Genomic DNA, 19,464 nt, shown 5'->3' on the forward strand with positions numbered 1-19,464 from the left:
ATGATTACAACTGCCAGTCTTATCGTTTTTTTAGCTTTTTACACGTTGTATTACACTTCAAAAAGAGCTGTTTTGTCTTATGATTTAGGTTTTGAAAAATGGATGCAGAAAAATCCGAAGCCAACTAAAATCATCGGCTTAATGCTTTTGCTTTCTGCGTATGCAATGTGGCTTTTTACGCAATCACTAGGCTGTGGCACTTTGATGTTTTTTATTCAGCTCATGACCGTAGGAAGTTTAATCATTATCCTTACACCACTAAAAAAAATAAACAGTAAGTTACTTTTGGCGCTACTGGTTTTTATTGCACTAACAGAATTCTATTACCAGTAATCATTATCAAATTATGCCAGCAAATTCAAAATATCTAAATCCCTCTTTTTGGCCACGTTTTTCCAAAATTACTGCCGCAATTTTAGGAGGATACTTTGTTTCTGTCACTTTTCATTTGGCTCTAGCTTCTTGGTTTAACCGCGCCAATGTTTTAATGACAATGGCTTTTACTGGTTTTATTTTATGGGTTGCCTTAATGATCATTGCTTTTTTAGCCAAAAGCGGTTGGAAAATATGGGGAATTTACATCTTGCTTTCTTTACTTTTTTGTCTTTTTATTTATTTGGGTCAAACCTATAATACGGCACAATAATATATATGAATAACCGTCATTACAATATCTATTTTCATACACATACTGTCAGCGGAATCGTTATCAGTGTAATTCTTTTTGTAATTTTCTTCGCTGGATCTTTTTCTTTTTTTAGAGATGAAATCATCAATTGGGAAAGAAGTGAATCTACAGCAATCACAAGAGAAATTCAATTGGATTACAATGACGCCCTGCAGCATTTAGATAAAAAATATGTTTTGCACGGAAGAAATATCACTATTTCTAAACCTTCAATAGAAAATCGAGTTGCTGTTTATATGGAAGGAACCAAAGACACATTGGCTCCCAAAAAACAACAAGCAGGAGAATTTTTCTATTTAGACAATAAAAATTACAAATCTTATACTTACGAAGAATCTTATTCTCTTGGTGAACTTTTATACCGTCTGCACTTCTTGGCGCAAATTCCTTATCCTACGGGGTATTATTTAGCCGGATTCACCGCTCTGTTTTTTTTATTCGCAATCGTGACAGGAGTTTTATTGCATTGGAATAAAATCGTTTCTAACTTTTATATCTTCCGTCCAAAAGAAAAATTAAAAACACTTTGGACAGATGCACACACAGCATTAGGAATGATTGGACTTCCGTTTCAATTTGTATATGCCGTTACAGGTGCTTTTTTCATGATTAAACTTTTAATAGTAGCGCCAGCTGTAGCCGCTTTATACAATGGTGATCAGGATAAATTATATAAAGAATTAGAATATACAGATGCCGATTATAAATTTGAAAATAAAAAGTTAGCCAATCCATTTAATATTGATGAGCTAGTTGCCAAAACCAAAAAGAACTGGAAAGATTTTGAAATTACTCGTGTTTTTATCCAGAATTATGGAGATGCCAACATGCACGTTTTGGTCGAAGGAGAACTTTTAAGCAATAAGAAATTTACGGGAATTGGGAAAGTAGTTTATAGAATTGCCGATGGAAAAGAAATTGCTAAAAAAGATCCAATTGCCCAAACTAATTACCTAGATGTTGTAAAAAATGTTTTGTACCGAATTCATTTTGGCGATTATGGCGGATATGCTTTAAAAATCGTAAGTTTCCTTTTAGGAATTATAACCTGTTTTGTTATTATTTCTGGAGTAATGATTTGGCTTGTTGCGCGACAAAAAAACAATATGCCGGAAAAGAAAAGACGTTTTAACAATGCGGTTGTTCGTATCTATCTGGCAATCTGCTTAAGCATGTATCCAATTACGGCATTAGCTTTTATTGGAAGTAAGATTTTCTATCCTTTAAGCCAATCTAATTTGTATGCTCTTTATTTTGGAGGTTGGCTATTGCTTGCCATTTTCTTTATCATCAAAAAGAATGATGCTTTTACGAATAAATTCTGTTTGGTTTCAGGAAGTATTTTAGGATTCTTAATTCCAATTACAAACGGAATTGTTTCTGGAAATTGGTTTTGGACTTCATTTATAGAAAACAAATTTCAGATTTTCTTTATCGACGTTTTTTGGATTTTCTTAGTCGCAATTACATTATATACAGCTTATCATTTAAAACCCAAAAAAGCAGTTTCTTAAAAATTAGCTCAATTTATTTGTCCTCTATTGATTTTGCGTATAATTTTACGTTTTTAATCAAAATATGGGATTCAAAACCAAAATACGTTTTATACACAAATGGCTCGGATTAATTTCTGGGCTTATTGTTTTTGTAGTTTGTATAACGGGCTGTATTTTTTGTTTTCATGATGAAATAAAAGACATTACAAGAAAAGATTGGCGTTTGGTAGAACCTCAAAACAAACCTTTTCTATTACCATCTGAATTGCGAGCAAAAAGCAAAAGAAATTGCTCCTGCGAATAAAGCCAGTATGGTTGCTTATTACGGAAAAAACAGATCGGCAATTGTTTATACCTATTCAGATACAGAAAATTTATATCTCTATTTCAATCCCTACACAGGTAAATATTTAAAAACAGAAAATCCAAAAACCGATTTCTTTATTATAGTAGAGTACATTCATTTGTATCTGCTCCTGCCCGATTATATCGGAAAACATATTATTGGTGTTTCAACCATCATTTTTATTTTATTGCTTATTTCAGGAATTATACAATGGTGGCCAAAACGAAGAAGCGACATCAAAAGAAGTTTTACTGTAAAATGGTCCGCAAAATGGCGTCGCGTAAATTATGACTGGCACAATACTTCTGGTTTTTACATTTCGTTAATTGCTTTAATTCTAGCCATAACTGGACTTACTTTTACATACGAATGGGTTGGCGACGGAATTTATAAATCTTTCAATTTCGGTGGAGACAAAGCAGCCGAGACAAAAACGCCTACAATTGATACAACCACTTTCAAATCAAATTCGGCCACAGCAATTGACAAAGCTTTTATTCAAACCTTAAAATTACAGCCAAAAGCAGAAATGTTCTTTGTAATGATTCCGCAACAAAAAGGTGACATTGTGAGTACAGGCGCATATCCGCACACATTGCGTTACGACCAGCAGAGCAATTATTATTTTCATCCGTCAAGCGGAAAACTTATTCAAAGTCAGACATTCGATAAAAAGAGTTTAGGATTGCAAGTTGTCGAAATGAATTACGGAATACATACAGGACAAGTTTTAAATCTTCCAGGAAAAATTATCGCTTTTATAGTAAGTCTAATTGCCGCAGCGCTTCCCGTCAGCGGATTTGTAATTTGGTTTGGAAGAAAAAAGAAATCTAAAAAAGTAAAGCCATAAAAAAACCGCTTATTTAAAGCGGTCTTTCTATAATTGGTACTGAAATTATATGATTAATTTCTGTTTGCTAAAGCATTTTTCTGTAAATTTTTAACCGAACTTACTTTGTTGTCAACATAAGCAACTTCTTTCAAGCTGTCTTCATTAAAGTAAATCCATTTTCCAGTTTTAACTCCGTCTGCGTATTCTCCAACGGTTTTTTTGTTTCCATTTTCGTCATAAGATACCCAAACACCGTCTAATTTACCATCTTTAAAAAAGCCTTCTTGTCGCACTTTACCATTTTCATAGTAATAGGTTGCTTTTACCTTGTTCCCAGCAGCTTCTAATTCAGGCTTTCCTTCTTGTGCAACTACAATTCCAGAGAACAATATTGCGACTAAAATTACACTCTTTTTCATATCTTTAGGTCTTTAATGTTAAGAAATCTTTATCAAATATAGTTAATTGTTTACATTAAAAAAACTTTTGCTTAACAATTTGGTAACATTGATTAAAAACTTAACATTGGAAAAATTTATAAAATAAAAAAACCAGCGCTCAAGCACTGGTTTTACTGGTATTTTAGAACTATTTAAATTTTACGATAACGTTGTAAATTTCGTAAATAAATTAGTTCAATAATGCTGTAAGCTGTTTATCTAGTTCTGGATCTGAAGGTCTTTCTGCATCATATTTTAGAATATTACCACTTGGATCTACCAGAATAAATCTTGGAACTCCAGTTATATTATAATTAACAATAAACTCAGATTCCCAATCCTTATCTGCTAAAAGCTGTGTACCGCCAAGACTTTTATCAGCAATAAATTTTCTCCATTTGTCACTGTCTTTCAGTTTATCAATAGAAATACTTACAAATTCAATATTTTTTCCATGATACTTTTCTTCAAGTTTTTTTAAATAGGGAATCTCAGCTCTGCAAGGCGCGCACCAAACTGCCCAAACGTCTATAAAAACGTATTTTCCTTTAAAATCAGAAAGCTTGGTTTTCCCTCCTTTATAATTTTCATAATCAAACCCTGGAGAAACTTTCCCCGTAAATTTGTTTGCTTTTGAAACTCTTTCATACTGTCGAGCGACTAATTCATGGTAACTTTCAAAACTGCGTTTTAAAGTTGTTTTAAAATCTGCCGAAAAATCACTCTTCTCTATTTTTTCTGTATCCGATTTCAATTTGTCATCAAGCAAAGCAGTAAACTCGTTCGGTTCTTTTGTAAAAGCATCTTTTGTAAAGTTTTCGTTTCTTATAGCTTGCTGTGCTAAAAAGTTGCTTTCTTCTACTCCTTTACCTTTATATACAATCGTTTTATAAAATTCCTGAGCATTCAGCGTTAAATTGATCTCAGAATTTGGTTTCAAATATAGATTAGAAGATTCCTTGCCATCATAAAACACATAAAATCCTTGAGGAGCATCAAAAGAAGAAACAAAAACTCCTTTTTTATCAATCGGAATTACTTTCTCAAAATCTCTTCCTTTAATTACTAAAGTGTCGCTATTTCTATTATCTATTTTAGCTGTGAACTTAATAGAATTTCCACTTTGAGCGGCAATATTCAAAGCATTAAAAATTACTAAACCTGCAACAAAAAGTTTTTTCATAGGTATTTCAATTAGTTTTAGATACTCAAAACTAAATAAATTAAACCTTTCCAATTTGAGAATTAACAAAATATTTAAAATTATTCTGCATCAACTTTCCACTTTACTATATTATCTTGAATTTTGTATTTACTTTTGCAGTCTAAAATTTTGATTATGTATAGAAGTCATAATTGTGGCGAATTAAACGCTTCAAATATTAATACCGTAGTTACACTTGCGGGCTGGGTTCAAAAATCACGTGATAAAGGATTTATGAATTGGGTCGATTTACGCGACCGTTACGGAATTACGCAACTTATTTTCGACGAAAGTCGTACTGATAAAACCGTTTTTGAATTGGCTAAAACTCTAGGAAGAGAATTTGTAATTCAAGTAAAAGGAACTGTAATTGAGCGTGAAGCTAAAAACAAAAACATTCCAACGGGTGAAATCGAAATTTTAGTTTCAGAATTAACGATTTTAAATACTGCACTTACTCCTCCTTTCACAATCGAAGATGAAACAGATGGTGGAGAAGATATCAGAATGAAGTACCGTTACTTGGATATTAGAAGAAATCCAGTAAAAAACAGTTTATTATTCCGTCACAAAGTGGCAATGGAAGTTCGTAAATATTTATCTGATTTAGATTTCTGCGAAGTTGAAACTCCTTATTTAATTAAATCGACTCCTGAAGGAGCAAGAGATTTCGTTGTACCAAGCCGTATGAACGAAGGTCAGTTTTATGCATTACCGCAATCTCCTCAAACTTTTAAACAGCTTTTGATGGTTGGAGGTATGGATAAATATTTCCAAATCGTGAAATGTTTCCGTGATGAAGATTTACGCGCCGACCGTCAGCCTGAGTTTACTCAAATTGACTGCGAAATGGCATTTGTAGAGCAAGAAGACATTTTGAATATTTTCGAAGGATTGACAAGACACTTGCTTAAAGAAATTAAAGGTATTGAAGTAGACAAATTCCCAAGAATTACTTACGACTACGCCATGAAAACATACGGAAACGACAAACCGGACATTCGTTTCGGAATGAAGTTTGGAGAACTAAACGAATTTGCACAACATAAAGAATTCCCTGTATTCAATGCAGCAGAATTAGTTGTCGGAATCGCTGTTCCTGGTGCTGGAAATTATACTCGTAAAGAAATCGACGGATTAATTGACTGGGTTAAACGTCCACAAGTTGGTGCATCTGGAATGGTTTATGTAAAATGTAATGAAGATGGAACATACAAATCATCTGTAGATAAATTCTACGATCAAGACGATTTAGCAAACTGGGCAAAAGCTACAGAAGCAAATCCTGGCGATATGATTTTTGTTCTTTCTGGACCTGCAAACAAAACACGTGCTCAACTTTCTGCATTGCGTATGGAATTAGCAACTCGTTTAGGATTACGTAATCCTGAAGAATTTGCTCCATTATGGGTTGTAGATTTCCCATTATTAGAACTAGACGAAGAAAGCGGTCGTTACCATGCAATGCACCATCCATTTACTTCTCCGAAACCAGAAGACATGGCTTTACTGGAAACAGAACCAGGAAAAGTTCGCGCAAATGCATACGATATGGTTTTAAACGGAAACGAAATTGGAGGTGGATCTATTCGTATTCACGATAAAGCGACACAACAATTAATGTTTAAATATTTAGGATTTACCGAAGAAGAAGCAAAAGCGCAATTCGGATTCTTAATGGACGCTTTCCAATTTGGAGCACCACCTCACGGAGGACTTGCTTTTGGTCTTGATAGACTTGTAGCAATTCTTGGAGGTCAGGAAACAATTAGAGATTTCATCGCTTTCCCTAAGAACAATTCAGGACGCGATGTTATGATCGATGCACCTGCTGCAATTGATGATGCACAATTGAAAGAACTTCGTATTAAAGTAGATATAGCTTAATTTGAAGTAATTTATTCATAAAAAAACAAAAAGCCGCTGAAATTTCAGTGGCTTTTTTAATTTAATCAAATATTAAGAAAAATCTTAAATCATTATTTTTTCGAATTATCATATTCTTACAAACGTAATGTTTTCTTATTCTTACAATTAATGATTCGCAAATTATGGTATTTTATAAACAAATTGACGCAATAAACCACGTAAAAACACTGTAAATCAATAATTTTTACAAAAAATTAACACGTAGATGTCTTTTGTATGATATTATATACTACATTTGTTTATTATAAATTATTATTACATTACAAATGCGTACAGGTACAGTAAAATTTTTCAATGAATCTAAAGGTTATGGATTCATTACAGACGAAGAAACAGGAAAAGACATCTTCGTTCACGCTTCAGGAATTAACGCGGAAGAATTACGCGAAGGTGACCGTGTAAGCTATGAAGAAGAAGAAGGAAGAAAAGGGAAAGTTGTCGCTAAAGTAGCAGTAATCTAAGAAAAATATAGCAATTTATTTTTTTTGCCTCTGAATGGTCTCAGAAGACGTCCCGAAGTATCGGGACGTTTTTTTTACCCATTTCTTAAAAAAATATTAAAATAACGCAATGTTATTTATAATGAATAAAAATTAGACGTAAACGCGGTTTACTACCCTACTTAAATCCTTTTTTAGCTTGTGTTTTACAGAGTTCCAAGTTATCTTTGTGGCTCATTTTTTAAGTATAAAACACGAAGTTTATGCAATCTGATCAATACAGTTACATTCCTATTTTAATGCAGTTTATTCTAGCTGTTGGTTTTGTGGTAGGAACAATCATTATTTCTGGAAAATTAGGACCAAGAAGAACCTCTGAAGTTAAAGATAAAAACTTCGAATGCGGTATCGAATCTGTTGGTAACGCCCGTATTCCATTCTCTGTAAAATACTTCTTAGTTGCCATTTTGTTCGTATTATTCGACGTAGAGGTTATTTTCCTATATCCTTGGGCGGTAAACTTCAAAGACTTAGGAATTGAAGGAATGTTAAAAATGTTAGTTTTCATGTCTTTGCTTTTAGTTGGTTTCTTCTATATCATCAAAAAGAAAGCATTAGAGTGGGAATAATGATTTTAGATTTTAGATCTGAAATTTTAGATTTATCTACTATTGAGATTTAAAATTTGAATTCGAATTTAAAGTACTGATTTAAAAAATTGATTTTACCTTTTACGATTTCAAAAAATCTAAAATCTAAAATCAGAAATCTAAAATAAAATGAGCGATTCAAAAGTAAATATGGTTGCGCCGCCAGAAGGAGTTACTGGTGAAGGTTTCTTCGCCACAAAACTTAGTGATGTTGTTGGTTTAGCAAGAGCTAACTCATTATGGCCGCTTCCTTTCGCGACTTCATGCTGTGGTATCGAATTCATGGCAACAATGGCATCTCACTATGACTTAGCTCGATTTGGTTCTGAGCGTGTGAGTTTCTCGCCAAGACAAGCCGATATGTTATTAGTAATGGGAACTATTTCTAAAAAAATGGCTCCTATTTTGAGACAAGTATACGAGCAAATGTCAGAACCTCGCTGGGTAATTGCTGTTGGAGCATGCGCTTCTTCAGGAGGAGTTTTTGATACTTACTCTGTTCTTCAAGGAATTGACAAAGTAATTCCGGTTGACGTTTATGTACCAGGATGCCCGCCAAGACCAGAACAAATTGTTGATGGAGTTATGAGACTTCAGGACTTGGTTAAAAGCGAATCTGTGAGACGAAGAAGCTCACCAGAATACCAAGAATTATTAGCTTCATATAATATCTCATAAGATGGCCTTAGAAAATACCCAAATTCAAGACAAACTTGTAGAAACATTTAGTAACGATGTTTTTAACTTTCAACAAGAAAGAGATATTTTTTCTTTAGAAGCTTCAGCTGATAAAATTACACCGTTGATTCTTTTCCTTAAAAACGATCCAGAATTACGTTTTCATTTCTTAACAGATTTGTGCGGCATTCATTATCCAGATAACGAAACAGAACGCCAGTTTGCCGTTGTTTATCATTTACACAACTGGTACGAAAACAAAAGATTAAAAATCAAAGTTTTCTTAAACGGCGAAAAACCAGAAATTAAAACAGTTTCAAATATTTTCTTGTCTTCTAACTGGATGGAAAGAGAAACTTTCGATTTCTACGGGATTGACTTTATTGGACATCCTCAGTTGAAACGTATTTTAAATATGGACGAAATGCAGTCTCATCCAATGAGAAAAGAATTCCCAATGGAAGACAGCGGAAGAACAGATAAGGATGACCGATTCTTCGGAAGAACAACATCAAATTGCTAAAAAATAATTCAACATTATAAAATGTCAGAACTATTATTACCACCAGAGCATCGTTATGCTAAAATAATTAAGGAGAGACTAAACGACGACGGAAGTGAACTTTCTGTACTAAATTTAGGTCCGACTCACCCTGCAACACACGGTATTTTCCAAAATATCTTATTGATGGATGGTGAAAAAATTCTTGAGGCTGAGCCAACTATTGGTTACATCCATAGAGCATTCGAAAAAATTGCCGAAAATCGTCCTTTTTATCAAATTACACCTCTTACAGACCGTATGAACTATTGTTCCTCTCCTATTAATAATATGGGGTGGTGGATGACAGTAGAAAAACTATTAGGTATTGAAGTTCCAAAAAGAGCACAATATTTAAGAGTTATCGTTATGGAGTTGGCTCGTATTACGGATCACATTATCTGTAACGGAATTTTAGGGGTTGATACTGGTGCGTATACTGGTTTCTTATACGTTTTTCAATTTAGAGAAAAAATCTACGAAATCTACGAAGAAATTTGTGGAGCTCGTTTGACTACAAATATGGGAAGAATCGGTGGTTTTGAAAGAGACTGGTCTCCAGAAGTTTTCAAAAAACTAGATAAATTCCTTGAAGAATTCCCTCCAGTTTGGCAGGAATTCCAAAACTTATTCGAGAGAAATAGAATTTTCCTTGACAGAACTGTTAACGTAGGTGGAATTACTGCTGAAAAAGCAATGGCTTACGGATTTACAGGTCCAAACTTACGTGCTGCTGGAGTTGATTACGACGTACGTGTAGCACAACCTTATTCATCTTACGAAGATTTCGATTTTATTGTTCCTGTTGGAAAATCAGGAGATACTTATGATCGTTTCTGTGTTCGTAACGCTGAAGTTTGGGAAAGTTTAAGCATTATTCGTCAGGCTTTAGAAAAAATGCCTCCAGGAAACGAATATCATGCTGAAGTTCCAGATTACTACCTTCCTCCAAAAGAAGATGTTTACACTTCTATGGAATCTTTAATTTATCACTTTAAGATCGTAATGGGAGAAGTTCCTGTACCAGTTGCAGAAATCTATCACCCTGTAGAAGGAGGAAATGGAGAACTTGGTTTTTATTTAGTAACAGACGGAAGTAGAACTCCATATAGATTACATTTCAGAAGACCTTGCTTTATTTATTATCAAGCATTCCCAGAAATGATTAAAGGTGCCATGCTTTCTGATGCAATTATCATTCTTTCAAGTTTGAACGTAATTGCAGGAGAATTAGACGCCTAAACAATTTAGATTAAAAAAATTGTGCCTTTGCGCCCTTGCGGCAAAACAAGAATAAAATGGAAAGAAAACATTACAAACAAGAAATAAATATGACTGAAGCATTGATCGCTCGTATCAATGAATTAATTAGTCATTATCCTGAGGGCAAACAAAAATCAGCTTTATTGCCTGTTTTGCACGAAGTTCAGGATGCACATAACAACTGGCTTAGTATTGAATTGCAAGACAAAGTTGCTGAGATTCTTCAGATCAAACCAATCGAAGTTTATGAAGTTGTAACTTTCTATACGATGTTCAACCAAAAGCCAATTGGTAAGTACATGTTTGAGTTCTGCCAAACTTCATGTTGTTGTTTAAGAGGTGCCGAAGATTTGATGGATTATACTTCTGAAAAACTAGGCATTAAAATGGGAGAAACAACTCCAGACGGAATGTTTACCATTGCTGGTGTAGAATGTTTAGGTGCTTGCGGATATGCTCCGATGATGCAATTAGGTGATTTCTACAAAGAAAAACTGACAGAAGAGAAAATCGATCAGATCATTGCTGATTGTAGAGATGATAAAATAATATTACACGATAAATAAGATGTCACAAAAAATATTATTAGATAAAATCAATATTCCTGGAATTAAAACCTACGAAGTTTATCGCCAAAATGGTGGTTACGCTTCTGTAGAAAAAGCTTTAAAAACCCTTACCCCAGACGAAGTTACTGAAGAAGTAAAAAAATCAGGATTACGTGGTCGTGGTGGTGCAGGTTTCCCTGCTGGAATGAAATGGAGCTTTATCGATAAAAAATCAGGAAGACCAAGACACTTAGTTTGTAACGCCGACGAATCTGAACCTGGAACATTCAAAGATAGATTTTTGATGGAATACATTCCTCACTTATTGATCGAAGGAATGATTACTTCTAGCTATGCTTTGGGCGCTAACCTATCTTATATCTACATCCGTGGAGAATATATGTGGGTTTTCAAAATTTTAGAAAGAGCAATCGCCGAAGCAAAAGCTGCCGGATGGTTAGGAAAAAATATATTAGGTACAGGTTATGATCTTGAACTTCACGTACACTGTGGAGCTGGAGCGTATATCTGTGGAGAAGAAACAGCATTAATCGAATCATTGGAAGGTAAAAGAGGAAACCCTCGTATTAAACCACCTTTCCCAGCGGTTTCTGGTCTTTGGGCAAATCCAACTGTGGTAAACAATGTTGAAACAATTGCGACTGTGCCTTGGATTGTAAACAATTCTGGTGATGATTATGCTAAAATTGGAATTGGACGCTCTACTGGAACTAAATTAATTTCTGCTTCAGGACACATTAAAAATCCTGGTGTTTACGAAATTGAATTAGGTTTAAGTGTTGACGAATTCATGAATTCTGATGAATATTTAGGAGGAATGTCTTCAAGCCGTCCTTTAAAAGCATTTGTACCAGGAGGTTCTTCTGTGCCAATTTTACCAGCTGAATTGATTTTCAAAACAGCAAATGGCGAAGATCGTTTAATGACTTACGAATCTTTAAGTGATGGTGGTTTTGCTACTGGATCGATGTTAGGTTCTGGAGGATTTATTGTTTACAACGACACTGCTTGTGTAGTAAGAAACACTTGGAACTTTGCTCGTTTTTACCACCATGAATCTTGCGGACAATGTACTCCTTGCCGTGAAGGAACAGGATGGTTAGAAAAAATCTTATGGAGAATCGAAAACGGTCAAGGCCGTGAAGAAGATATCGAATTATTATGGAGCATTCAAAGTAAAATTGAAGGAAACACAATTTGTCCACTTGGTGACGCCGCTTCTTGGCCAGTAGCTGCAGACAATTCGTCACTTTAGAGATGAGTTCGAATATCACGTTCGTTTCCCAGAAAAAATTAAAAATAGAGATCACTTTGTTGCCGAGCCTTTCTCACAAGTTAAGCATTTAGTAGGCGGTAAAGTAATCGTATAAAAATATATAGAGAAAGTTATAAAGTTAAAAATATTAAAAAGGACAGCAACTCTTTTAAATATTCCGACTTTCAACATTCAAATCAATAAGAGATGAAAGTAACCATAGACGGTCAAAGTATAGACGTAGAACCAGGAACAACGATCCTGCAGGCTGCACGTATGATTGGTGGAGATTTAGTTCCGCCAGCCATGTGCTATTACTCAAAATTAAAAGGCAGCGGCGGTAAATGTCGTTGTTGTTTAGTTGAAGTTTCTAAAGGTAGTGAAGCTGACCCACGACCAATGCCAAAATTAATGGCATCTTGTGTAACAGGATGTATGGATGGTATGGAAGTAAACAGTAAATCGTCTGCAAGAGTAACTGAGGCTCGTAAATCTGTAACAGAATTTTTATTAATCAATCACCCATTAGACTGTCCAATTTGTGATCAAGCTGGAGAATGTGATTTACAAAATTTAAGTTTCGAGCACGGAAATCCAAAATCACGTTATATTGAAGAGAAAAGAACATTTGAACCAGAAGATATTGGTCCAAATATTCAACTTCATATGAACCGTTGTATTTTATGCCAAAGATGTGTACAAGTTGCAGATCAATTGACAGACAACAGAGTTCATGGAGTATTAGATCGCGGTGACCACGCTAATATTTCTACTGGAATTTCTAAAGCAATTGACAATGAGTTCTCTGGAAACATGATTGACGTTTGTCCGGTTGGAGCTTTAACAGATAAAACTTTCCGCTTTAAATCAAGAGTTTGGTTTAACAAACCTTATAACGCGCACAGAGAATGTACTACTCCAGGATGTTGCGGTAAAACTACAGTTTGGATGTTTGGTGGAGAAATTCAACGTGTAACTGGTCGTAAAGACGAGTACCATGAAGTTGAAGAATTCATCTGCAACAGCTGTCGTTTTGATCACAAAGATGTAAATGACTGGGTTATTGAAGGTCCGAGAGAATTTGAAAAAGATTCTGTTATCAACCAAAATAACTACACTCAAAAATTAGAGAAAGTTACAATCGATACAGAAAAGAATATCCTTTTAGGTAGAGATATTGACCGTAAAAAGATTAGTATGGTCGCAATTCCATTAACTGATAAAGATCAAAAATAGTAAGAAATGGAAAGTGCATTTATTATAGAAAAAAGTGTTGTAATTGTTGTCGTTTTTGCGGTAACAATGATTATGGCGATGTATTCTACTTGGGCAGAACGTAAAGTTGTCGCTTTCTTGCAAGATCGTGTTGGACCAAACCGTGCTGGATGGGGAGGTTTATTACAACCGCTTGCAGATGGTATGAAATTATTCTCTAAAGAAGAGTTTTTCCCAAACACACCAAATAGATTTTTATTCGTAGTTGGACCTGCGATTGCAATGAGTACTGCTTTGATGACTAGTGCTGTAATTCCGTGGGGAGATCGTTTACACCTTTTTGGAAGAGACATTATTCTTCAAGCTACAGATGTTAATATCGCATTATTGTACATTTTTGGAGTTCTTTCTGTTGGAGTTTACGGTATCATGATCGGTGGATGGGCTTCTAACAATAAGTTCTCTTTGATGGGAGCTATTCGTGCTGCTTCTCAAATGGTTTCTTACGAGGTTGCAATGGGATTATCAATAATCGCTTTATTGATGATGACTGGAACAATGAGTTTAAAAGAAATCTCATTACAACAGCAAGGAATGAACTGGAATGTTTTCTATCAGCCATTATCATTCTTAATTTTCTTAATCTGTTCATTTGCTGAAACAAACAGAACTCCTTTCGATTTAGCAGAATGTGAAAACGAATTAATTGGAGGTTACCACACAGAATATTCATCTATGAAAATGGGATTCTATTTATTTGCTGAATATGCAAGTATGTTTATCTCTTCTACTATTATTTCTGTATTATTCTTTGGTGGATACAACTACCCAGGAATGCAATGGATGGTAGAAAATGTAGGTGTAAATGTGGCTAACTTATTAGGTATTGCGGCATTATTTGTAAAAATATGTTTTTTCATATTCTTTTACATGTGGGTACGTTGGACGATTCCAAGATTTAGATATGACCAATTAATGCACTTAGGATGGAGAATTTTAATTCCGCTTTCAATCATTAATATCATGATTACGGGTGTTGTTATTTTAAGACACGAAATCTTAGTCGCTTTAGGATTCTAAGAACCGAAGTTAGCTTCAAATAAAAAACAAAATAGATTTTAAATTTGATTCGATATCAAATTATAAATCATAAACTATAATAGTAAAAATGTCAATAGAAACTATATCATTATCGGGTAGAAAAAAGGTGGTGTCAAATAAGGACATGTCTTTTGTTGAACGATTGTATCTTGTGGCGATTGTAAAAGGTTTAATTATTACTGTAAAACACCTTTTTAGAAAGAAAGTTACCATTCATTACCCAGAGCAGGTTCGTGAAATGAGTCCAGTTTATCGTGGTCAGCATATGTTGAAACGTGATGAGCAAGGCCGTGAAAACTGTACTGCTTGCGGATTATGTGCTTTATCATGTCCAGCAGAAGCTATAACAATGAAAGCTCGCTGAACGCAAGCCTGATGAAAAACACTTATACAGAGAAGAAAAATATGCTGAAATCTATGAGATCAACATGCTTCGTTGCATTTTCTGTGGTTTATGTGAAGAAGCTTGTCCAAAAGATGCTATTTACTTAACAGAATCTAAAGTATTGGTTCCTGCTAGCTACAATAGAGAGGATTTCATATTCGGGAAAGATAAATTAGTAATGCCTTTAGAAATGGCTATGAAAAACGCTCAACTTAAAAACGCTAACTAAATGATACATATTCCTGATTTTGCACACGCGACAACTATTCAAGTTATCTTTTGCTTTTTAGCGTTTATTACCGTTATTACTGCTTTCTTGACTATTTTCAGCAGAAACCCGATTCATAGTGCCATCTATTTGGTAATTTGTTTCTTCTCTATTGCTGGTCATTATTTACTATTAAATTCTCAGTTCTTAGCTGTTGTACATATAATAGTCTACTCCGGAGCTATTATGATCTTGTTCCTGTTTACCATTATGTTGATGAACCTGAACGAACAGCGAGAAGTTCACCGACCTAGAATTACACGTTTAGGTGCTATTGTTTCTTTCTGTTTAATATTGATTGTTTTAATTACAATTTTTATCAACTCGAAACCAATTGTTGGTGAATACGATTCTACTGGAGAAGATTTCCAATCGATTAAAGTTTTAGGTAAAATATTATTGAACGAATATATGGTTCCGTTCGAATTTGCTTCAATCTTACTTTTGGTTGCTATGATTGGAACAGTTCTATTGTCTAAAAAAGAAAAATTAAATAAATAATGGGTAATATATTAAATCAAATAGGTATTGAAAACTACATCTTTTTGAGTGTTGTACTTTTCTGTATTGGAATTTTTGGTGTATTGTACAGACGAAATGCTATTATCGTTTTCATGTCTATCGAAATTATGTTGAATGCGGTAAACCTTTTATTTGTTGCTTTTTCAACTTATCATCAAGATGCACAAGGACAAGTTTTTGTGTTCTTCTCGATGGCGGTTGCTGCAGCCGAAGTTGCGGTAGGATTGGCCATTTTAGTTTCTATCTTTAGAAATATCGGATCAATCAGTATCGATAATTTAAAAAATTTAAAAGGATAATCAGAAATGGATACCAATTTAGCTTTAATTTTAGTTTTAACTCCTTTACTAGGATTTCTAGTAAATGTCTTTTTTGGAAAAAGCTTAGGCAAAACAGTTTCTGGTGCAATCGGAACTATTGCTGTAGCAATTTCTTTTGTAGTTTCTCTTTTACTTTTTAATCAAATAACTTCAACTGGAAAAGGAATTGAAGTTACTTTATTTGATTGGATTCAAATTAGCAACTTAAAAATCAATCTTGGATTTTTATTAGATCAATTATCTGTTCTTTGGTTACTTTTCGTAACTGGAATCGGATCTTTGATTCACTTATACTCTATCAGTTACATGCACGATGATGAGAATATGCACAAGTTTTTTGCTTATTTAAATCTATTCGTTTTCTTCATGATTACACTTGTAATTGGAAGTAACTTATTAGTTCTTTTCATCGGATGGGAAGGTGTTGGACTTTGTTCTTACCTATTAATTGGATTTTGGCATAAAAACCAAGATTACAATGATGTCGCGAAAAAAGCTTTCATCATGAACAGAATTGGAGATTTAGGTTTATTAATCGGAATGTTCATCATTGGATCGATGTTCTCAACATTAGATTATGCAACTTTAAAAACTGCAATTGCTGGAGCTTCAAACTTAAATTTACCATTACTTTCTTTAGCAGACTTTATGTTTGTTTATTGGAGCTTGCGGTAAATCTGCTCAAATTCCGTTATATACTTGGTTACCTGATGCGATGGCTGGACCAACTCCAGTTTCTGCTTTAATCCACGCAGACTACAATGGTAACTGCTGGTATCTTTATGGTAACAAGATTAAACTTTGTTTTTGACCTTGCAACAGATGTTCAATCTGTAATTGCGATTATTGGAGCTATCACTTCATTAGTTGCGCCTACAATCGGATTGGTTCAAAACGATATCAAAAAAGTATTAGCTTACTCTACAGTTTCTCAATTAGGTTTAATGTTTTTAGCATTAGGATTTGGAGCTTATGAAGTAGCGGTTTTCCACGTAATCACTCACGCTTTCTTTAAAGCTTGTTTATTCTTAGGTTCTGGATCTGTAATTCACGGATTACACGGAGAACAAGATATGCGTAACATGGGAGGTTTGCGTAAAGCAATGCCAATCACTTTCTGGACAATGTTGATTTCTTCATTAGCAATTTCAGGAGTTCCATTCTTCTCTGGATTCTTCTCTAAAGACGAAATTTTATTGACTGCATTCCACCACAGTATTCCATTATACGTTGTTGGATCTGTTGCTTCAATCATGACGGCTTTTTATATGTTCCGTTTAATGTTCTTGACTTTCTTCAAAGAATTTAGAGGAACAGAAGAGCAAAAACACCATTTACACGAAAGCGGTTCATTAATTACTATTCCGCTTATCATCTTAGCTATTTTAGCGACTTTTGGTGGATTGATTAGTTTACCTGGAAACAGCTGGTTGAATGGTTACCTTGCTCCTCTTTTCACAAAAGTAGCTGGCGAAGAACATCATTTAGGCACAACTGAATACACTTTAATGGGTGTTGCAGTTTTAGGCGGACTATTAGGAATTTTAATTGCTTACGTAAAATACTTTAAACAAGATAATGTTCCAGAATCTGATGAAAACATTACTGGTTTAAGCAAAGTGTTATACAACAAATACTATGTAGACGAAGTTTACGACGCTGTATTTGTAGCACCAGTAAATAGTTTATCTAAATTCTTTAGAGATTATATCGAGACAGGATTGTCTGCTCTTGTTTTTGGATTAGGTAAAATAGCAAACGAAATTGCTTTCCAAGGAAAAAAATTACAAACCGGAAGTATAGGATTATATCTATTTGTATTTGTTTTAGGACTTTGTGCAATTGTTTCCTATATATTTTTAGCTCAATAATATTATTACTATGAACGTTTCTACTATATTAATTATACTTTTAATTGGTGCATTTGCCACTTACTTTTCTGGTGACAAACTAGCTTCAAAAGTTGCTTTACTTTTCAGTTTAGCCGCTTTAGGATGTTCAATTGTATTATTGAATAATTATAATGCAGGTGAAAATATCAGCGTAATCAACAGCTGGATTAATCAACCAAAAATTTCATTCGCTTTAAACGGTGATGGACTTGGACTTGCAATGGTTTTATTGACCGTAGCTTTAACTCCGATAATCATATTTTCTTCTTTCGGAAATGAATATAAAAATGCAAAAGGCTTCTATGCTCTAATCTTGTTTATGGCTTTTGCTATGACTGGAACTTTCTTAGTCGCTGATGGTCTTTTATATTATATTTTCTGGGAGTTAGCACTTATTCCAATCTACTTTATTGCTTTGATCTGGGGTAATGGTGATGCTGAAGAGCGCAGAAAAGCGGTGGTTAAATTCTTTATTTACACTCTTGCTGGTTCGTTATTCATGTTAACTGCTTTTATTTATTTATACCAAAAAGCAGGTTCTTTCTTAATCGAAGATTTATATAAAGTAAACTTGTCTGCTTGCGAGCAATTCTGGATTTTCTTGGCTTTCTTCTTAGCTTATGCTATCAAAATTCCAATTATTCCTTTCCACACTTGGCAGGCAAATGTGTACCAAAAAGCACCAACTGTTGGAACAATGCTTTTATCTGGTATCATGCTAAAAATGGGATTGTACAGCGTACTTCGTTGGCAATTGCCACTTGCACCAATCGCTCGCTAAAGAATACATGTATATCTTTATTGGTTTAGGAATTGCAGGTGTAATCTACGGTTCAATCGTTGCATTGAGACAAAAAGATTTAAAGAAATTATTAGCTTATTCTTCTCTTGCTCACGTTGGTTTAATCGCGGCAGGATCTTACACTTTAACTCTAGATGGTTTTAGAGGTGCAGTTATGCAAATGATCGCTCACGGTTTTGTTGTAGTTGGATTATTCTTCGCTGCTGAAGTAATTTTCAGAAGATACGAAACTAGAGAAATTGAAGAAATGGGTGGTATTCGTACTCAGTCTCCAAAATTCACATCAATGTTTTTAATCTTAGTATTAGCTTCTGTTGCATTACCAAGTACATTTAACTTTGTTGGAGAGTTTACAGTATTATACAGTTTATCTCAAATTAATATCTGGTTTGCTATTCTTGGTGGAACTACTATTATTTTAGGAGCTTACTATATGTTAAGAATGTTCCAGCATGTAATGTTAGGAGAAACAAATGCAAAAACTTTTGCTGATGTTACACTTAACGAAGGAGTTTCATTTGTTGTAATCATTGCGGTTTTATTGTTTTTCGGATTCTATCCAAAACCAATTACAGATTTGATTACACCAAGCTTGGAAACCATTTTACAAGTTATCAATAAGAACTAA

At 34.2% G+C, this 19,464-nt stretch carries 18 protein-coding genes and 4 pseudogenes; 20 read left to right on the forward strand and 2 right to left on the reverse strand.

All coding sequences use genetic code 11. The annotated features are described in order from the left end of the window. The 5 genes from P5P87_RS15365 to P5P87_RS15385 all read left to right on the forward strand — a co-directional run bounded on the left by P5P87_RS15365 (position 1) and on the right by P5P87_RS15385 (position 3,380). On the forward strand, positions 1 to 333 hold the full coding sequence (locus tag P5P87_RS15365; protein ID WP_278019839.1) for a hypothetical protein: 333 nt from the start codon (positions 1 to 3) through the stop codon (positions 331 to 333). Positions 334 to 346: 13 nt separating this feature from the next. Beyond that, complete coding sequence (locus P5P87_RS15370; protein WP_198854873.1) at positions 347 to 646, forward strand: hypothetical protein; 300 nt, start codon at positions 347 to 349, stop codon at positions 644 to 646. Positions 647 to 651: 5 nt separating this feature from the next. After that, the gene (locus P5P87_RS15375; RefSeq protein ID WP_278019840.1) at positions 652 to 2,202 is read left to right on the forward strand and encodes a PepSY-associated TM helix domain-containing protein; all 1,551 of its coding nucleotides are present in this window, start codon (positions 652 to 654) and stop codon (positions 2,200 to 2,202) included. Positions 2,203 to 2,266: 64 nt separating this feature from the next. Next, positions 2,267 to 2,488: a PepSY domain-containing protein gene (locus P5P87_RS15380; protein ID WP_278019841.1), complete on the forward strand. Its 222-nt coding sequence runs from the start codon at positions 2,267 to 2,269 to the stop codon at positions 2,486 to 2,488. 7 nt (positions 2,489 to 2,495) lie between these two features. After that, positions 2,496 to 3,380, forward strand: a complete 885-nt coding sequence (locus P5P87_RS15385) for a PepSY-associated TM helix domain-containing protein (protein ID WP_278019842.1) — start codon at positions 2,496 to 2,498, stop codon at positions 3,378 to 3,380. Positions 3,381 to 3,433: 53 nt separating this feature from the next. Here the strand turns inward: P5P87_RS15385 and P5P87_RS15390 are convergent, their stop codons facing one another. Both P5P87_RS15390 and P5P87_RS15395 read right to left on the reverse strand, forming a co-directional pair. After that, complete coding sequence (locus P5P87_RS15390) at positions 3,434 to 3,781, reverse strand: toxin-antitoxin system YwqK family antitoxin (RefSeq protein ID WP_278019843.1); 348 nt, start codon at positions 3,779 to 3,781, stop codon at positions 3,434 to 3,436. Between the two features lie 211 nt (positions 3,782 to 3,992). Further along, positions 3,993 to 4,985 carry a TlpA family protein disulfide reductase gene (locus tag P5P87_RS15395; protein WP_278019844.1) on the reverse strand — a complete coding sequence of 331 codons (993 nt, stop codon included), beginning with the start codon at positions 4,983 to 4,985 and terminating at the stop codon, positions 3,993 to 3,995. A gap of 156 nt (positions 4,986 to 5,141) precedes the next feature. On the opposite strand from P5P87_RS15395, the gene aspS reads away from it, so the two are divergent. The 15 genes and pseudogenes from aspS (at position 5,142) to P5P87_RS15470 (ending at position 19,464) form a co-directional block, all read left to right on the forward strand. Further along, positions 5,142 to 6,893 (forward strand): aspartate--tRNA ligase, encoded by a 1,752-nt coding sequence (gene aspS, locus P5P87_RS15400; RefSeq protein ID WP_198854878.1) that lies wholly within the window; start codon positions 5,142 to 5,144, stop codon positions 6,891 to 6,893. 308 nt (positions 6,894 to 7,201) lie between these two features. Beyond that, positions 7,202 to 7,396: a cold-shock protein gene (locus P5P87_RS15405; RefSeq protein WP_278019845.1), complete on the forward strand. Its 195-nt coding sequence runs from the start codon at positions 7,202 to 7,204 to the stop codon at positions 7,394 to 7,396. A 242-nt stretch (positions 7,397 to 7,638) separates the two neighbouring features. After that, positions 7,639 to 8,004, forward strand: coding sequence for an NADH-quinone oxidoreductase subunit A (locus tag P5P87_RS15410; RefSeq protein WP_095929654.1), 366 nt, complete (start codon positions 7,639 to 7,641; stop codon positions 8,002 to 8,004). Positions 8,005 to 8,154: 150 nt separating this feature from the next. Continuing rightward, positions 8,155 to 8,703: an NADH-quinone oxidoreductase subunit B gene (locus P5P87_RS15415; protein WP_111378918.1), complete on the forward strand. Its 549-nt coding sequence runs from the start codon at positions 8,155 to 8,157 to the stop codon at positions 8,701 to 8,703. 1 nt (position 8,704) lies between these two features. Beyond that, complete coding sequence (locus P5P87_RS15420) at positions 8,705 to 9,226, forward strand: NADH-quinone oxidoreductase subunit C (RefSeq protein ID WP_198854880.1); 522 nt, start codon at positions 8,705 to 8,707, stop codon at positions 9,224 to 9,226. A 21-nt stretch (positions 9,227 to 9,247) separates the two neighbouring features. Beyond that, positions 9,248 to 10,486 carry an NADH-quinone oxidoreductase subunit D gene (locus P5P87_RS15425; protein WP_111368854.1) on the forward strand — a complete coding sequence of 413 codons (1,239 nt, stop codon included), beginning with the start codon at positions 9,248 to 9,250 and terminating at the stop codon, positions 10,484 to 10,486. A 56-nt stretch (positions 10,487 to 10,542) separates the two neighbouring features. After that, positions 10,543 to 11,073 (forward strand): complex I 24 kDa subunit family protein, encoded by a 531-nt coding sequence (locus P5P87_RS15430; RefSeq protein WP_012023324.1) that lies wholly within the window; start codon positions 10,543 to 10,545, stop codon positions 11,071 to 11,073. 1 nt (position 11,074) lies between these two features. Next, positions 11,075 to 12,446, forward strand: a pseudogene (gene nuoF, locus P5P87_RS15435) (NADH-quinone oxidoreductase subunit NuoF). Between the two features lie 92 nt (positions 12,447 to 12,538). Next, entirely contained in the window at positions 12,539 to 13,567 is a 1,029-nt protein-coding gene (locus P5P87_RS15440; RefSeq protein ID WP_278019846.1) for an NADH-quinone oxidoreductase subunit G, read from the forward strand. Between the two features lie 6 nt (positions 13,568 to 13,573). Continuing rightward, positions 13,574 to 14,626 carry an NADH-quinone oxidoreductase subunit NuoH gene (gene nuoH / locus P5P87_RS15445; RefSeq protein WP_278019847.1) on the forward strand — a complete coding sequence of 351 codons (1,053 nt, stop codon included), beginning with the start codon at positions 13,574 to 13,576 and terminating at the stop codon, positions 14,624 to 14,626. Between the two features lie 88 nt (positions 14,627 to 14,714). Further along, positions 14,715 to 15,261: pseudogene (locus tag P5P87_RS15450) on the forward strand (NuoI/complex I 23 kDa subunit family protein). Further along, positions 15,262 to 15,801, forward strand: coding sequence for an NADH-quinone oxidoreductase subunit J family protein (locus tag P5P87_RS15455; RefSeq protein WP_008466105.1), 540 nt, complete (start codon positions 15,262 to 15,264; stop codon positions 15,799 to 15,801). Continuing rightward, positions 15,801 to 16,121: an NADH-quinone oxidoreductase subunit NuoK gene (gene nuoK / locus P5P87_RS15460; RefSeq protein WP_008466103.1), complete on the forward strand. Its 321-nt coding sequence runs from the start codon at positions 15,801 to 15,803 to the stop codon at positions 16,119 to 16,121. Before P5P87_RS15455 ends, nuoK begins: the two co-directional genes overlap by 1 nt. Positions 16,122 to 16,127: 6 nt before the next feature. Further along, positions 16,128 to 18,013 (forward strand): annotated as a pseudogene (gene nuoL, locus P5P87_RS15465) (NADH-quinone oxidoreductase subunit L). A 10-nt stretch (positions 18,014 to 18,023) separates the two neighbouring features. Continuing rightward, positions 18,024 to 19,464 (forward strand): annotated as a pseudogene (locus tag P5P87_RS15470) (complex I subunit 4 family protein).

Source organism: Flavobacterium ginsengisoli (assembly GCF_029625315.1).
Taxonomy (GTDB): domain Bacteria; phylum Bacteroidota; class Bacteroidia; order Flavobacteriales; family Flavobacteriaceae; genus Flavobacterium; species Flavobacterium ginsengisoli.